Below are 15846 nucleotides of genomic sequence, written 5' to 3' on the forward strand. Positions count from 1 at the left end.
TCACCCGCTAGTCACACCCCAGCCCGGCCGGTCCTGGTGGACCGGCCGGGCTGGGGTGTGACTAGCGGGTGATCTTCACCGAGGACGAGGTCCGCGCGGTGTTCCAGAGGGAGTCACCGCTGTACACGACGGTCAGCTTGTGCGTGCCGGCCTTGAGGCGCGGGAGCGAGACGGTGCCGCGCCCGGTGCTCGACAGCGACACCGAGGCGAGCGTCTTGCTGCCCTCCTTGACGGTGACCTTGCCGGTCGGGGTCACGCCGGCGCCGCTCACGGCGACGGTGACCTTGGCGTGGGACTTCGCGGAGACCGACTTGACCTTGCCGGCCTTCACGGTCGGCGCGCCCTTGGCGACCTTCACCGTCGACACGGCGCTCGTCGCGACCGTCCCGCCGGCCGTGGCCGGGGTGTAGGTGGCGACGAGGCTGTACGACGTGCGCTTCGGGACGAAGGAGACCGACGCGGTGGTGGCCCCGGCGGCGACCTTGGCGGTGCCGACGGTCTCCGTGCCGTTCTTGATCGTGACGGTGCCGCCCGTGGCGTTCCCGCCCGTGATCGTCGTGGTCACCTTGGCGGTCTTCCCGACCGTGAGACGCGGGACCGTCATCGTGACGCCGGTCGCTGCGGAGACCGTGACCGTGGACGCTGCCGAGGTGCTCGACGCGACGCCGGCGAGCGCCGGGATGAACAGCGCGTTGACCGAGGCCGTGCCGCTGGGCAGGGTCACCGGGGCGGTGACGCTCTTCGCGCCCTTGGCGATGGTGCCGGTCCCGACGACCGTGGAGCCGTTGAGGAACCGGACCGTGCCGCCGCCCGTGCCGAACGAGTCGACGGCGACGGTGGCGCTGACGGGCTTGCCGGCGACGGCCTTCGCCGGGATCGACAGCGTGGTGGTGCTCAGCGACGCCGAGAAGGCACGCAGCTGGGCGTAGCCGCAGGTGGTGGCGGCGTTGGTCGCCGGCTCCGGCAGGAACCCGTAGGCGGCGATGGTCGCGGTCTGCTTGCAGACGAGCGAGTCCTTCCCGACGAACGTCTTCGCGATCGCGCTGGACGGGTCGTCGGCCAGACGCGACGGGACGATGTTGTAGACGTCGCGGACGAAGCCGGCGAAGGCCGGGTTGGTCGCGTAGGCCTTGCCGCTGCCGGTGGTGGCCGGGGTCTGGCTGCCGGCCGTCTTGCCGAGGTCGGCGAGCGTCACGCCGTGGCGACGGTCGGTGACCCCGCCGACACCGTTGGCCTGCGCGACCCACTGGCTGACCGAGAACGGGGCGATCGCGAGCGTCGAGCCCGTGTCGGCCGCGACCACGGCGGTGCCGTCGTGCTCCTCGATCGGCTTGCCGGCCGAGGTGTCGGACACGAAGGAGTTCGTGCTGGTGAAGCCCGAGGCGTCGGTCAGACCGAGCTGGCCGAGGAAGTAGCTGCGGGTGCCGGAACCGAACTTCGGCAGGAGCGGCTGGATCTTGGCGGCCTTGGTGCCGTCCGGGCCGGTCGCGGTGCTGCCGACCGAGTTGTAGGTGCCGTCGGCGTTGAAGTACGCGTACGACACGTCGCCGCGGTAGACGTTCCAGAGCGTCGGGGCCGTCTTGGCCTGCGACCCGTCACCGACGTAGAAGGGCACCTTCGCCAGCGCGCTGCCCGGTGCGTAGGCGACGTCGACGGCGTCGCGGGCGAACGGCACGTAGGCCAGGACACCGTCGGCCGACTGGTCCTTGGCGGCGGGGCCGCTCGACGACCGGGCGAAGTCGAGCTGTCCGACGACGGACTCGTCGATGGTCGTGCTCGTGCCGTCGGCCAGGGCCACGCCCGACTTGTTGGCGACTGCACCGATCGAGACGAGCAGCTCGTCGCGGCCGGCACCGGAACCGGAGACGCGCGGGATGGCCGCGCCGCCGGAGCGGGTGACGACGGTGGGGCCGGCGTTCGTCGCGTCGTACGAGGCGATCTGGTTGCCCCCGACCGCTGCCGCGACGCCGTTCATGACGTCCTGCGTCGTGTCCGAGCCGAGACCGACGAGCTTGCCGAACGCGTTCCCCGCGGGGTCGGCCTGGGCCGCCGGCACGGAGAGGGCACCGACGATCAGCGCGGCTGCACCGAACGTGACTGCCGTCTTGCAGAAGGTGTTGACCTTCATGGCTGGTGTTTCCTTTCGTGGGTTCGACGCTGCCCAGGTGGCAGCGGTCGTGGGGTGGAACTCGGTCACACGTGGGCGGCGGCCAGCATCGCCAGCCTCCGGCCACGGCGGATCAGGAACGGCCCCACGCCGAGCGCCGGCAGGCCGGCTCCGAGCGCCGCGGCGAGACCCAGGCGGGTCGCCGCGAGCGGCTGGTCGTGGGTGCGTTGGGTGGGTCCGGACGCCTCGTCGACGTCGTTGGTCGACACGGGAGGCGCGGCGTCGGCCACCGGGTCGACGGTCGCCTCCGGCACGGTGTCGGTCGACGTCCCCGGGTCGACGACGGGATCGGTGGCGGTCTCCGTCGTGTCGGTGGGCGGCGGCACCGCCCCGTCGGTGCCGGACGCCGTCGGCTCGGTCGGAGCCGACGTCGCCGGTGGCTCCGGGCACGCGGCGGCGACCGTGCGTGCGTCGGTCAGTCCGGTGGCGACCTGCCCGGCCGCCGCGCGCATGCTGCTCGTCAGCGGGACGTAGCCGGCGGGGAGCTGGCCCTGCTTCTCCCCCGACACCTGACCGGCACCGCTGGCGTACCGGATGAAGCGGGCGTAGTCCGAACGCTCCGCGGGGCTCGAGGCGCAGACGTTCACGGCCGCGTAGCTGAGCACGGCCAGCGGGTACGCCCCCGCGTCGCGGTTCGCCGGGTCCGCGACGACGACGCCGGGGACGGTCGACGACCGCATGGTCGCGATGCCCTTCGTGATCGACTCGGTGGTCGGGGCGACGGCCTCGCCCGCGGCGTTCACGAGCTTCGCGGTGGGGAGCGCGTAGCGGGCGGCCGAGGCCGTGTCGGTGATCGACAGCAGGAACCGGCTCCCCGGCACCTGGGCGCCGAGCGAGGTGTAGCCCTTCGGCTGCCCGAACGGGTTCCAGGAGTCCTTCTGGTTGGGGTCCGCCTTGAGCGTCCGGTAGGCGCCCTCGTGCATGTCGTTCATGTAGGGGCGCATGTCGAGGGTGCCGTAGCCGGTCTCGTCCGGGTCGCCGCCCTTCGCGATGGTCAGGTCGGCCTTCGGGAAGCTGTCGATCGTCGTGTCGGTCGCCAGTGACAGTGGGCGGTACGCGGGGTTGATCCGCATCCCCCACTCGTCCGGGCGCCCGTCCAGGAACGCCGCCGCGACGGGGTCGGCCCGCAGCCACGCCCAGACGCGGGCGTTCGCGTTCGTGTCGCCGAGCGCGACCATGAGGCCGGCCGGCGCGGTGTCGCTCTTCGAGCCGACGAAGGTGGGGTTGAGCGCGAGGAACTCGGGGTCCGTCACGATGCTCGACGGGTTCGCCGCCACCGTGGGGTCGCCCGCGCCGCGGCCGGGCACGTCGGCCTGGTACGACTGCGTGAGCAGCTTCGCGACGAGCCGCGCGTCGAGGGTGAGCTCCTGCGCCTGCAGGCCGTTCCGTGCCCTGGCCGGCGCGTCCGGGTACAGGCGGTAGTCGATCGAGAAGCCGATCACGATCGCCGACTGCGCGACCGGGGCGTACCGGATGGTCGTGTCCGGGGCGGTGGCGGGGTCGAGCGGCGTGTTCACGAGGGCGAGCCGCGATGCCCCGCCGGTCGTCGAGACGATCTGGTGCTGTGCTTCCTCGTCGCCGATCTGCGAGTAGCCGTAGGTCGTGCCGAGTCCGCACAGCGCGGGCTGCCAGGCGGTGACCGCCTCGGTGGCCGGCTCCGACCCGACCAGACGCTGCTCGGCGTTGCCGATCGGGCAGGACTGGGCCACGGACTGGAACCCGAGGGGGAACACGACGCGGTTGCGCCAGGCGGACGCCGACAGCGGTGAGCCGGTGACGCGAGCCGCGGCGGTCGACGCAGCGGCGCCACCGTCGAGGTTGTGGCTGCCGCGCGGCACGATCACCAGCCAGCAATCCCGCGGTGTCGCCGTGCCGGCCACCACACGGTCCTGACCACAGCCGAGCTGCGGCGCCTCGAGCCCCGACTGGGTCTCGAAGGTGACCTGCCCGGTCCCGTCGCTCGCGGTGCGGGCGGCGGTGACCTCGTTCGTGGTCGTCGCGTCGAACTGCTTCGACAGCGCGGTCGTGCTCTTCGCCAGCGTTCCGTCGACGGCGCGGAACGGCACGCGGTAGGCGCGGAGGAAGGGGTTCTCGACGGGTGGGTCGAGCAGCAGGTCGGGGTCCGCGTCCGCTCCGGTCAGGGTCGGGTCCTGCAGCGGGTCGTCCCCGTTCACGAGGTCGCGCTTGGCGGCGCCGACACCGGTCAGCGCCGCGATGGTCGACGACGGAGCGCCCCACTGGCACTGCTCGGGGGACGGTCCGGCCGCCTCGTCGCCCCAGCACTGCATGAGCTGGACGTAGTCGGTGGCGTACTCGCTCGGCGAGGTCGGCTTCGCACCGGTCCAGCTCACCGTGATGCCCTGGTCGGTGAGGTCCTCGGTCTGGCTGACCGTGAAGGACATCTTCGAGAAGTCGTCGGCGTCCGGGTCGGGCGTGGTGGTCGCTCCCCCGGCGCCGAGGGCGGCCTGCGCGTCGACCCACGACTTCGTCACCGCGGACGAGGGCGTGGCCGACGGCGCGGTGGCCGACGCCGGGATCGTCGCGACGAGCAGCGATCCGGCGATGGTCGACGTGACGGCACCGAAGACCAGGGCCGCGGAACCGAGTCGGACGAGGTGCTGGTTCTTCACTTCTGGGCCCTCCGTCGGGACACGAGCACGCCGATGAGCGGGGGCAGCAGGACCACGCCCAGCAGGGCGGCCACGGCGCAGAGCATCAGGGTGCGGGTCGGCGTCCAGCCGTCGGCCGCGTCGACCTCGACCGGCAGCGCGGCCACGTTCTGGCACACACCGCTGTCGGCGTCGCACTGCACCGGCGAGCCGTTGTTCAGTGCTGGCACCGCGCCGGCGCCACCGTTGCCGGCACTGCCACCGGAGAGCTCCTCCGTCGGACCGCTCCCCGATCCCCGGCCGGATCCGCCGGAGCCGGAACCCGAGCCTCCGGAACCGCCGCGCTCGGCGCCGGAGCCCGAGCCACCGCCGGACCCCGAGCCACCGGACGAACCGGCTCCGCCGGACGCGTCCCCGCCACCGCCGGATCCCCCACCGCTCCCGGTCGGCGTCGCGGTGCCCTTCGCCCCGCCGGTCCCGGTGTTGCACTGGGTCGCACCGAGCTTGTCGCACGCGGGCGGCTGCGGTGCCTTGACGGCGAGGGTGTTCTTGCCGTCGGCGGAGAACGTCGGGTTGTTGCACTTGCGGATGTCGATCTTCTTCGCCTCGACCCCGGGGATCCGACGCACCTGGTCGAGCCCGGCCTGCACCAGGTTGATCGGCAGCGGTGAGTACCCGAGCACCTCGGCCTGCTGCTGCCCCTCGCAGAGGAAGTAGTAGTCGAACGCCCCGAGCGTCTTGCCCTTCGCCGGGGTCAGGCTCGCGTCCGTGGTCGTCGGGACCACCATGTAGGAGTACGACGACAGCGGGTAGGTGCGGGCGTCGGGGTTGTCGTAGACGCCGTCGAGGATCTGCGTCAGGTACGACGACGACCGCTTGTCCTGGTTGATCCTCGCGCCGAGCAGGCCCACCGCGACGTTCGAGGCGGTCGGTTCGACGTAGTAGCCCGCCTTGTTCAGCACCTTCGCCACCGGGTACCCGGTCTTCAGCGCGTAGGAGTACTCGACGTACGTGATGGTGCCGACGTTGGCCTTCTGGGCGACGTACCCGGACACGCCCTGCGAGTTCGGCTGGGCGATGAACCCCTTGCCGGCGACCGTCGGGTAGTTCGACGTGATGCCGCACGGCAGCGGCCGGCCCGCCTGCTTGCAGTACGCGTTCCACTCGGACGGGTACTTCTTGCTCATCCAGGTCGTGAACTGCGCCGTCGACCCGGAACCGTCGGACCGGACGACCGGCACGACGCGACGCTTCGGCAGGTCGAGCCCGGGGTTGTCCGCCTTGACCTTCGGGTCGTCCCAGCTCGTGATCTTGCCGGTGAAGATGCCCGCCAGCACCGGGCCGGACAGCCGCAGGTTGGTGATCTGCTTGCCACCGGCGCTCAGGTTGTACATGAACGACGTGCCACCGGCGACGATCGGCATGTAGGCGTAGCCGACGGTCGGCGGGACGTCGGTGACCCCGCCGTCCTTGATGCCGTACGGGATCTCGGAGACGGCGAAGTCGACCGTGCCGGCCTTGAACTGGTTGCGGCCGTCGGAGGACCCGGTGCTGGCGTACCGGACCTTCATCCCGTACTGCTGCACGTTCACGGCCCACTGCTGGATCGCGACGGAGCTCCAGGACGAGCCCGCGCCCGAGATGGGCACGTACGACTCGCCGGCATCGGCAGCGGTGGCGGGGAGGATCGACAGGGCCAGTGCGGCGGCGGCCAGGACCGCGCCCATCAGGCGTGTTCTGCGGGATCTCACGAGTGGTCCTCCTGGGAGGCATCGGCGGGGAACGGGTGGACGTAGCGGCGGGCGTGCCGGCGGACCCAGCCGCCGACGGGGCGCCAGACCGGGCCGGCGGCGGCGACACAGCGCAGGACGAGGCGACGGAGCGCCCGGAGACGTTCGTTGCGGCGCTCGCGGGTCGCGACGGTCTGCGAGCCGATCACGCGGGCGATGACGAAGAGCACCAGCACGAGGAACATCAGGACCGCGGCCGCACCGAAGCCGCGGGCGATCATGTTCGGTTCGGGCGACTTCACGAACTCGAAGATCGCCAGGGGCAGCGAGATCATCGGACCGCTCGTCGGGTCGAGGTTCAGGTCGGGTGCGAAGCCGGCGGTCAGGAGCACCGGACTCGTCTCGCCGATGCCGCGCGCGGTGGCCAGGATGATCGCCGTCACCAGGCCGGAGCGGGACGTCGGCAGCACGACCCGCCACACCGTCTGCCACTGGCCGGCGCCGAGCCCGATCGACGCCTCCTTCAGGGTCGACGGCACCAGGCGGAGCACGACGTCGGCCGACCGGATCATGATCGGCAGCATCATCACGCTGATCGCCAGCGACGCGGCGAACCCGGACTTGTCGAAGCCGAGCCCGACGATGACGCTCGCGTAGATGAAGAGCCCGGCGACGATCGAGGGCAGCGCGGTCATCGCCTCGACGATGGTGCGGACGAACCGGGCGAACGGTCCGGGCACCTCGGTCAGGAACAGCGCCGTGGTCACGCCGAGCGGCACGGTGATCACGAGCGCGATCGAGATCTGGATGAGCGACCCCGCGATGGCGTGCAGCACCCCGCCGGAGGTCATCGGGTCGAGGGGCCCGGTCAGCGCCATGTCCTGCGTGATGAAGTTCCAGTGCGGCAGCGCCTTCGTGGCCCGGATCACGCTGAACGAGACGACGAACACCAGCGTGGCGACCACGACGAACGCGAGCGAGTGCACCGCGGCCGAGACGACCCGGTCGCGCACCACCGCGGCGCTCTCGTTGGTGGCGACGAGCAGCGCGTAGAAGACCAGGAACATCACGTAGGCGACGGCGGCGAACGCGATCGGGCCGGAGACCGGGGCGAGTTCGGTGAACACGATCGACGTGACCGACACCGAGGCGACCGCGGCACCGACGACGCAGAGCACGTCGCTGATCCGGGTGCCGCCGAACCGGCGTTCCTCGGGCCCGCGGGCCGGCTCGGACTCGCGCTCGAGCCGCGGCAGGACGGTGCCGGAGCCGGAGCCGGCGGGCGTCGACGCCGTCACCGAGCTGGCCGAGACGGGGGTCGACAGGGGGACGGTGGGCAGGGGCGACGTGACGCCCGACGGCGCCTGGGTGGTGTCGGTCATGGCTAGCTGCTCGCTCCCGAACGCGATCGGGCCACCACGGCGGACGCGGCGAAGTTGATGCACAGCGTCATCAGGAACAGCGTCAGACCCGCTGCCATGAGTGCCGACATGCCGAAGGGTGTCGCGTCGCCGTACCGCAGGGCGATGAGCGAGGAGACCGAGCTCGCACCGGCCTGCAGGATGTGCGGCTGGATGACGAACACCGGCGAGATGATCATGTAGACCGCGATGGTCTCGCCCAGCGCCCGGCCCAGACCGAGCATGGTCCCGCCGATGATGCCGCCGCGGCCGAACGGCAGCACGACCGAGCGGATCATCCCCCACCGCGTCGACCCGAGGGCGAGCGCCCCCTCGCGCTCACTGAGCGGGGCCTGCGAGAACACCTCGCGCATGATCGAGGTGACGATCGGCGTGATCATCAGCCCGACCACGATCCCCGCGATGAACGTCGAGGCCGTGTAGGCGGTCGGCGACGCGAGCGGGTCGTCCAGGTCGACGCCCGACACCGAGAAGAGCGGGATCCAGCCGAACCACTGCGAGATCCACCGCGACACCGGCGTGATCTGCGACTGCAGGAAGAAGAAGCCCCAGAGCCCGTAGACGACGCTCGGGATCGCGGCCATCAGGTCCACCAGGCCGATGAACGCCTTGCGGATCCGCAGGGGCGCGTACTCGGTGATGTACAGCGCGGTGCCGAGCGAGAGCGGCAGGGCGAACGCGATCGCGACGGCGGCGATCAGGACCGTGCCGACCAGCACGGCGGCGATGCCGAACCGGTGGGCGTCGGGGTCCCAGGCCTGCGTGGTGAGGAACCCGAACCCGGCGACGCGCAGGGCCTCGGAGGCCCGGACGGCCAGGAAGAGCCCGACGAGCAGCATGATCGCGAGGACGGTGACACCGCCGGCACGGGCGATGATCCGGAACCTGACGTCCGACGGGTCCCGCACGACCGTGAGCAGGCGGGGCAGATCTGTGGACAACGGCATCCTTCGGGAATCCGGGGCAGCAGATCGGGTGCGCCGGAGGATGCTGCGCTCCCGTTCCGGCGGGCATCACATTGGCAGTCGCTCGACCAACGAAGGCCCCTCAGCCGGCGTCCAGGAAACGGCTCGAAGGTGAACAGACGGGTTTCCTGAGCGGATCACCAGGTCCGTGTGCTCGCTACGCCCTCCGTTCGGGGGCGGACCGAGCGGTCCGGGGTACAGCGGTCGGGGCACACGCCGCGCGACCCGGAAAACCCCCGATCGGACGGTGGTTCGTTCCCGGAACCAACCATCCCGCTCGGTTCACCCGAACGGGATGACCCGCACCACGATCGCCACCACGAGCATCGCCATCGCGACCACGGCCGCCCGCCACAGCACCTTCCGGTGGTGGTCCCCGAGGTTCACGTTCGCCAGCGACACCAGCAGCAGGATCGCGGGCACGAGGGGGCTCTGCATGTGCACGGGCTGCCCGACGACCGAGGCGCGCGCCATCTCCGCCGGCGTGATCCCGTACGCCGCGGCGCTCTCGGACAGCACCGGCAGGATGCCGAAGTAGAACGCGTCGTTGCTCATGAAGAAGGTCAGCGGCATGCTCAGCACCCCGGTGATCCCGGCCAGGTACGGCCCCATCGAGTCCGGGATCACCGCGACGAGCCAGTCGGCCATCGCCGCGACCATCCCGGTGCCGTCGAGCACTCCGATGAGCACCCCGGCGGCGAACACCATCGACACGACTCCCACGATGCTCGGGGCGTGCGCGACGATCTGCGCGGTCTGCTGCTTGAGCTGCGGGAAGTTCACGAGCAGGGCGATCGCCGTGCCGATCATGAACACGAAGTGCAGCGGCAGGAGCCCCATCACGAGCGCCACCATCACGGCCACGGTCAGCGCCAGGTTGAACCAGATCCGCCCCGGCCGCAGGGTCGGACGTTCCGGGTCGAGCATCGTCTCGGCCATGGTGCCGGTGCCGACCCCCTCGGCGTCGCCCACCGATCCGTCGACGCCCTCGCCGTCGGCACGTCGACCGTCGGCCTTCCCGCCGCGCAGGCCGAGCGCGACCGTGGGGCTGGTGAACATCCCGCCACCGGTCCCGCCCACCGCAGCGAGCACACGGGACCCGGCCCGGGCGTTCGTCCGCTCCGGCACCCGCGCACCCCGCGACGCCTCGGTGAACTCGATCAAGCCGAGCCGCTTGCGCTCCCGCAGCCCCATCGTCCACGCGAACGTGAAGCAGAGCAGCAGCCCCACCACGAGCGACGGCACGAGCGGCACGAAGATGTCCGTCGGGTCGATCTTCAGCGCCGCCGCGGCACGGGCGGTGGGACCGCCCCAGGGCACGATGTTGAGCGTCCCGTTCGTCAGGCCGGCGACGCAGGTCATCACGACCGGGCTCATCCCGAGCTTCAGGTAGATCGGGAGCATCGCGGCCGTCACGACGATGAACGTGGTCGACCCGTCGCCGTCGAGCGACACCGCCCCGGCCAGCAGCGCCGTGCCGAGCACGATCTTCGCCGGGTCGTTGCCGGTCACCCGCAGGATGAACCGCACGAGCGGGTCGAACAGGCCGACGTCGATCATCAGCCCGAAGTACATGATCGCGAACATCAGCAACGCAGCAGTCGGCGCCAGCGTGCCGATCGCCTCGGTCACCATGTCGCCGAGCCCCAGGCCCGCCCCCGCGAACAGTCCGAACACGGTCGGCACGATGATCAGCGCGAGCATGGGCGACATGCGCTTGGTCATGATCAGGACCATGAAGGTCAGGACCATCGCGTACCCGAGGATGACGAGCATCAGGACTCCTTCGTCCGTGTCTAGCAGTCCGGGCACGCTACGACCCGGCCGGGAGGCACGGCGCGCTTCTGCACATTGGCGCACCATCGCGCGTTGCCCGCATTCTGCGCATTGTGCGCAGGCAGGTCGGCCTGCGCTCCGTACGCTGGGGTCGTGACCGACGACCGTTCACGGCGCCCCAGGCTCCGCTTCGCCACCGAGGTGCTCGTGCTGCAGCTCGCCGTCGTCGTCGCGGTCGTCGCCCTGACCAGCGCCGTGTTCGTCCGGATCGAGGTCACCCGGCTCGAGCGGGCCGCCGAGGGGACCGCGCTCGCGATCGCGCAGAGCGTCGCCGGACAGTCCGACGTCCGGGCCCGGGTCGCTCGCCTCAACGTCGACGGCACCGACCTCGACCGAGCGACCCTCGCTCGCGGTCCCGTCCAGCGTGCCGCCGTGGCGGCGCAGCGACGGACGGGCGCGCTCTTCGTCGTGGTCACCGACGACCGGGGCATCCGACTGGCGCATCCCGACGCCGACCGGATCGGCGAGATGGTGAGCACCTCGCCCGAGGCCGCGTTGCAGGGCCGTGAGACCGTGTCGTGGGCGCGCGGCACGCTCGGCGAGTCGGCGCGGGCGAAGGTGCCCGTCTTCGCACCCGCAGGCGGCGGGACGGACGCGAGCCGGGCCTCCCGGCAGTCCCGGGTCGTCGGTGAGGTGAGCGTCGGGTTCACCCGGGCACGCGTCTACGACACCCTGGTCGAGGACAGCGTGCCCGTGCTCGGTGCCGGACTGGCGGCGGTCCTGCTCGCACTCGTCGCGTCGGTGCTCATCCGGCGGCGGCTGGTGCGGCTGACGCTCGGCCTGCAACCGGAGGAGCTCGTGACGCTCGTGCAGAACCAGCAGGCCGTGCTCGGCGGCGTCGGCGAGGGGGTGATCGCGATCGCGCCCTCGGGCGTCGTGACCGTGTGCAACCCCGAGGCCGTGCGGCTGCTCGGCCTGTCCGACCCGGTCGGGCACCCGGTGGGGTCGCTCGACCTGCCGTCGGCGCTGCGTTCGATGGTCGACCGGTCGTCACCCGCCCCGGCGAGCGCCACCGTCGTCGCTGGGCACCGGGTGCTGCTGGTCGACGTCCGCACCGTGACCCGCGACGGGCGTGACCTGGGCCGGGTCGCGGTGCTGCGCGACCGCACCGACGTCGAGGCCCTGACCCGGCGACTCGACGCGGTCGGCGCGATGAGCACGGCGCTCCGCGCGCAGCGCCACGAGTTCGCGAACCGGCTGCACGCGATCTCGGGGCTGCTCGACATCGGCGAGACCGCGCGGGCGCGGGCGTACCTGGCGGACGTGCAGGAGCGCGGACCGCTGCGCTACCCGGTGCAGCACGCCGACCGGCTGACCGAGCCGTACCTGCAGGCGTTCCTCGGGGCGAAGGGCGTCGAGGCGGCCGAGCGTGGCGTGCTGCTGCGGATCGGGGCGGAGACGCTCGTGCAGGGGACGATCTCGGACCCCGGCGACGTCACGACCGTGCTCGGGAACCTGGTGGACAACGCGGTCACGGCGGCGCTCGGCGGCGACGAGTGGTCACGGGACGGCCGTTCCCCGTGGGTGGAGGTCGAGGTGCTCGACGACGGGTCGGCCCTGCACCTGTCGGTGATGGACTCGGGGCCGGGGGTGCCGGCCGACGCCGAGGACTCGCTGTTCGCCCGGGACACGGACACGCTCGCGTCGCCGCCCGACGTCGAACGGGTGCACGGGCTCGGGATCGGGCTGCCGCTGTCGCGCGAGATCGCGCGGCGGCACGGCGGGGACGTGTGGCTCGCCTCCCCCGGCGGCGACGACCACGGCGCGGTGTTCTGCGCCCGACTGGAAGGAGTGGTGTCGTGAGTGCCGTGTTCACCGTGCTGGTGGTCGACGACGACTTCCACGTCGCCGACCTGCACCGGCGGCAGGTCGACGAGGTCCCCGGGTTCCGGGCGCTCGATCCCGTCGGCACGCTCGCCGCCGCCCGGTCCGCCCTGTCGAGCACGGTCGTCGACCTGGTGCTCGTGGACGTGTACCTGCCCGACGGCAGCGGCCTCGAGCTGCTGCGCTCGATCGACACCGACGCCTTCGTGCTGAGCGCCGCCTCGGACTCGGGTACCGTGCGCCGGGCGATGCGGAGCGGGGCACTCGCCTACCTGATCAAGCCGTTCGGAGCGGGCGTGCTCGCGGAACGGCTGCAGGCGTACGCGCGATCGCGGAACGTGCTCGACGAGCGGTCGACGCTCGACCAGGAGGCCGTCGAGCGGGCCTTCCGGATCCTGCACGCCGGCGACAGCGGTGGGGCGTCGCCGTCCCGTGCGGCCACCGCTGCGCTGGTGCTCGAGCAGCTCGTGCCGGGACAGGAACGGTCGGCCGCCGAGGTCGCCGCGGCGATCGGGGTGTCCCGAGCGACCGCGCAGCGGTACCTGGCACAGCTCGCGGCGGACGGGACCGTCGCGATGCAGCTGCGGTACGGGGCCGCGGGGCGGCCGGAGCACCGGTACGTGCGGCGGTGAGCGGGTCGTGTGACCGACCCATGACGGCCGGGAGGCGCGGGGCGGGGCCGCACCGGGCCTCCCGTCCGTCAGGTGGTCACGTGACGATCCGCACCTGCGTGGGCACGTCGGTGACGGCGAACGCCGTCGACGTGCCGCGCACGTCGACGCGGTAGTCGCCGCGGAACCCGCGGACCGGCACCTGGCCGCGGTCGTCGGTGCGCAGCACCGTCGGGCCGAGCCACCACTCCTGCTTGACCAGGCGGCGGAGTGCGTCGTACGACGGCTTCGGCGTGCCGTCGGCACGGACGAGTCCGATCGGCGCACCGAGCCACGCGCCGGCGTCGGTGATGCCCCAGTAGGTGATCGCCTCGACCGAGGGATGCCCCACCAGGCTCCGGTAGTGCCGGTCGAGGTCGTCGGCCTGACGCTGCTCCCCCTCGGGCGTCGACGGCCACGAGTCCACCTGGTGGTCGTTGAGGTCGACGATGTGCGCCGGCATGAGGTCTCCGGAGACGAGCGACGTCTCGGTCAGGTGCAGCGGCAGGCCGTACCGGGCGAACCGGTCGACCATCGCGAGCATCGTGTCCTCGCCCCAGTAGCCCTGGTGCATGTGGGTCTGCAGCCCGATGGCGTCGATCTGCACGCCGGCCTCGAGCACCCCCTCGATCAGGCACTCGTAGGCGCTCGACAGGTCGAAGTCGTTGAGCAGCAGGGTGGCGTCCGGGTTCGCGGCGCGGGCCTCCTCGAAGGCCATCCGGATCATCGGGATGCGACCCTTCGCCCGGGCGAGCGGGGTGATCGCGTTGTCGCCGTTGTCGAAGACCGGCATGATGACGACCTCGTTGATGGCGTCCCAGGTGTCGATGGTTCCCGCGAAGCCGGAGACCTCGCGGCGGATGCGCTCGCGCTGGAGCTGCTCGACCTCGTCCAGCGGGAGCCCGAGCAGCCAGTCGGGCTGGACCGTGTGCCAGACGAGGGGGTGCCCCTTGAGCGCGACGCCGCGGGCGCGGAACCACTCGGCGGTCGTCCGGAGCCTCTCGGTGTCGGGGGCGCCGCGCTCGGGTTCGAAGCGACCCCAGTAGAACGGGAGCGTCGCGGTGTTGAAGACGTCGGTGTACAGGGCGGCGAGGTGTTCGGTGCCCGGGTCGGCCGGAGTGCCGTCGGCGTCGGCGCCGTGTGCTTCTCCGTCGCCGTGCGCTTCGCCGTTGGCGAGGCCGATGAAGTCGAAGCCGATGTTGCCGAAGGCGAAGGCGTGCCGGGTCTGCTCGACCGTCACGTCGGTGTCCGGCATCGGGTGACCGTCGGCGTCGACGATCGTCAGGGTCGTCTCGCCGTGGCGGTGCTCTGGTGTGTGCGTCATCGCGTGTCCTCCGACGTCGTCGTCCGGGATTTGTTGTGCGCGCAAACATAGCACCGAGGGGCGGCGGCGGTGCTCCGCCGAAGCTACCGCTCATCCCCCGCCAGGTGCGCTGCTGCAACACCCCTCATCAGCTGGTCGAGCCGCTCCTGGTCAGGTCTCCGTGATCGCCGTCGGCGCACTGCGATTCAGCGTCGATGCTGTAGCCGCCTTCTGGGGATGCAAGGAAGTCGATCGTCTCGATCGGACCACCGCGGCCCCGGACCCCGAGATCAGGGTCGTCACCGCCGCTCCGATACCGCTCGGTCGTGATCCCAAGACTCTTCCACAACGCCTCGACTTTCCGCAGATCGTCCCTCGGGTCGGCCTCGCCCTCGCGTTGCTTCACGTACACCCAAGTGACTCCACCGCTGTCGTTCGCGTCCCCCGAGCCATCAGATCCGGGACACAGGCCGACTCGCGGGCCGCTGATGACCTTCCAGGAGCCGTCCACAGCGCGAGCCGTCTCATCGACGAGATCCACCACGGTGCGCTTGGCTGCATCGGGCTTGACGGTGTGGCTGGTCGAGGGACTCTCCATCGGTTTTCCTCCTGCGCATGCTGTCAGCAGAGACATCGTCATGATCGCGGCCACCGCCGCGCACGACCATCGCGCCGCGGGTCGTCTCCGCGCCGCGCTCCTTGCAATCGTGGAACCGTTCACTCGTTGGTCACCAGGCTTCCTCGTGATCGTCCGGTCGGGTCACTTTGTCACCCTGACCGGTGGAGATCAGGCCAACGTTCCGGAGCGACTCGGTCCCTTTGTCGAGGTACCCGCGTTTGTCACCCGTGTGTACTCCGTGGTCCAGGACCGGGTTGCCCTCGGTGAGGCCGAACGCGGCAGTGGTCGATCCGTGAGCCGACGGTGCCGTCGCCGTCGGTCGGTGCGATCGTGATCCAACGTGACCGTCTGCGTCGACGGTCGTCAGGGTCGTCAGGGTCGTCTCGCCGTGGCGGCGCTCTGATGCGTGCGTCATCGCGTGTCCTCCGACGTCGAGATCCGGGATTCGTTGTGCGCGCAAACACAGCACCGAGGGGCGGCGGCGGCACCGGTAGGTTGTCGCTGTGCAGGGATCAGGATCGGCGGGGCCATCGTCCTGGGTGCTCACCGCGACGCCGGCCGTCGTCGTGACGAGCCGGTCGGTCGTCGGACCGTGATCGACCCTGACCTGCCGGGCGCGCCGGTCTTCCGCGCGCCGGACGGCCGGGTGTACGTCGACCGCGAAGCGCCCGCCGTCGACACGCTGACCCGGTGGCGTCGGCTGCACGACCCCAAAGCCGTGC

The 15846-nt window shown here is 71.5% G+C and carries 11 protein-coding genes; 2 read left to right on the plus strand and 9 right to left on the minus strand.

Going from position 1 to position 15846, the window contains the following annotated elements; genetic code table 11:
• Positions 1-61: 61 nt before the first annotated feature.
• The 6 genes from LEL83_RS09150 to LEL83_RS09175 all read right to left on the minus strand — a co-directional run bounded on the left by LEL83_RS09150 (position 62) and on the right by LEL83_RS09175 (position 10668).
• Positions 62-2128: an Ig-like domain repeat protein gene (locus LEL83_RS09150; RefSeq protein WP_198656720.1), complete on the minus strand. Its 2067-nt coding sequence runs from the start codon at positions 2126-2128 to the stop codon at positions 62-64.
• A gap of 65 nt (positions 2129-2193) precedes the next feature.
• Positions 2194-4797, minus strand: a complete 2604-nt coding sequence (locus tag LEL83_RS09155; protein ID WP_225558581.1) for a hypothetical protein — start codon at positions 4795-4797, stop codon at positions 2194-2196.
• The gene (gene pstS / locus LEL83_RS09160) at positions 4794-6527 is read right to left on the minus strand and encodes a phosphate ABC transporter substrate-binding protein PstS (RefSeq protein WP_225558582.1); all 1734 of its coding nucleotides are present in this window, start codon (positions 6525-6527) and stop codon (positions 4794-4796) included. The genes LEL83_RS09155 and pstS overlap by 4 nt, the downstream gene beginning before the upstream one ends.
• Positions 6524-7888: a phosphate ABC transporter permease PstA gene (gene pstA / locus LEL83_RS09165; RefSeq protein ID WP_225558583.1), complete on the minus strand. Its 1365-nt coding sequence runs from the start codon at positions 7886-7888 to the stop codon at positions 6524-6526. The genes pstS and pstA overlap by 4 nt, the downstream gene beginning before the upstream one ends.
• A 2-nt stretch (positions 7889-7890) precedes the next feature.
• Positions 7891-8874, minus strand: a complete 984-nt coding sequence (pstC, locus tag LEL83_RS09170) for a phosphate ABC transporter permease subunit PstC (protein WP_372454452.1) — start codon at positions 8872-8874, stop codon at positions 7891-7893.
• A gap of 300 nt (positions 8875-9174) precedes the next feature.
• A complete protein-coding gene (locus LEL83_RS09175) occupies positions 9175-10668 on the minus strand; it encodes a CitMHS family transporter (RefSeq protein WP_225558585.1) in 1494 nt (497 codons plus the stop codon).
• 153 nt (positions 10669-10821) lie between these two features.
• Between LEL83_RS09175 and LEL83_RS09180 the strand changes: the two genes are divergently transcribed.
• Together LEL83_RS09180 and LEL83_RS09185 are read left to right on the plus strand one after the other, a co-directional pair.
• On the plus strand, positions 10822-12531 hold the full coding sequence (locus LEL83_RS09180; protein ID WP_225558586.1) for a sensor histidine kinase: 1710 nt from the start codon (positions 10822-10824) through the stop codon (positions 12529-12531).
• The gene (locus LEL83_RS09185; RefSeq protein WP_225558587.1) at positions 12528-13184 is read left to right on the plus strand and encodes a response regulator; all 657 of its coding nucleotides are present in this window, start codon (positions 12528-12530) and stop codon (positions 13182-13184) included. The genes LEL83_RS09180 and LEL83_RS09185 overlap by 4 nt, the downstream gene beginning before the upstream one ends.
• A 76-nt stretch (positions 13185-13260) precedes the next feature.
• Here LEL83_RS09185 and LEL83_RS09190 read toward each other — a convergent pair whose 3' ends face one another.
• The 3 genes from LEL83_RS09190 to LEL83_RS09200 all read right to left on the minus strand — a co-directional run bounded on the left by LEL83_RS09190 (position 13261) and on the right by LEL83_RS09200 (position 15830).
• Positions 13261-14526, minus strand: a complete 1266-nt coding sequence (locus LEL83_RS09190; protein ID WP_225558588.1) for an endo-1,4-beta-xylanase — start codon at positions 14524-14526, stop codon at positions 13261-13263.
• Positions 14527-14653: 127 nt separating this feature from the next.
• Complete coding sequence (locus LEL83_RS09195) at positions 14654-15103, minus strand: hypothetical protein (protein WP_225558589.1); 450 nt, start codon at positions 15101-15103, stop codon at positions 14654-14656.
• 130 nt (positions 15104-15233) lie between these two features.
• Positions 15234-15830, minus strand: a complete 597-nt coding sequence (locus LEL83_RS09200; protein ID WP_225558590.1) for a hypothetical protein — start codon at positions 15828-15830, stop codon at positions 15234-15236.
• Between the last annotated feature and the right edge of the window lie 16 nt (positions 15831-15846).

The organism is Curtobacterium oceanosedimentum, from assembly GCF_020297365.1.
Classification (GTDB): domain Bacteria; phylum Actinomycetota; class Actinomycetes; order Actinomycetales; family Microbacteriaceae; genus Curtobacterium.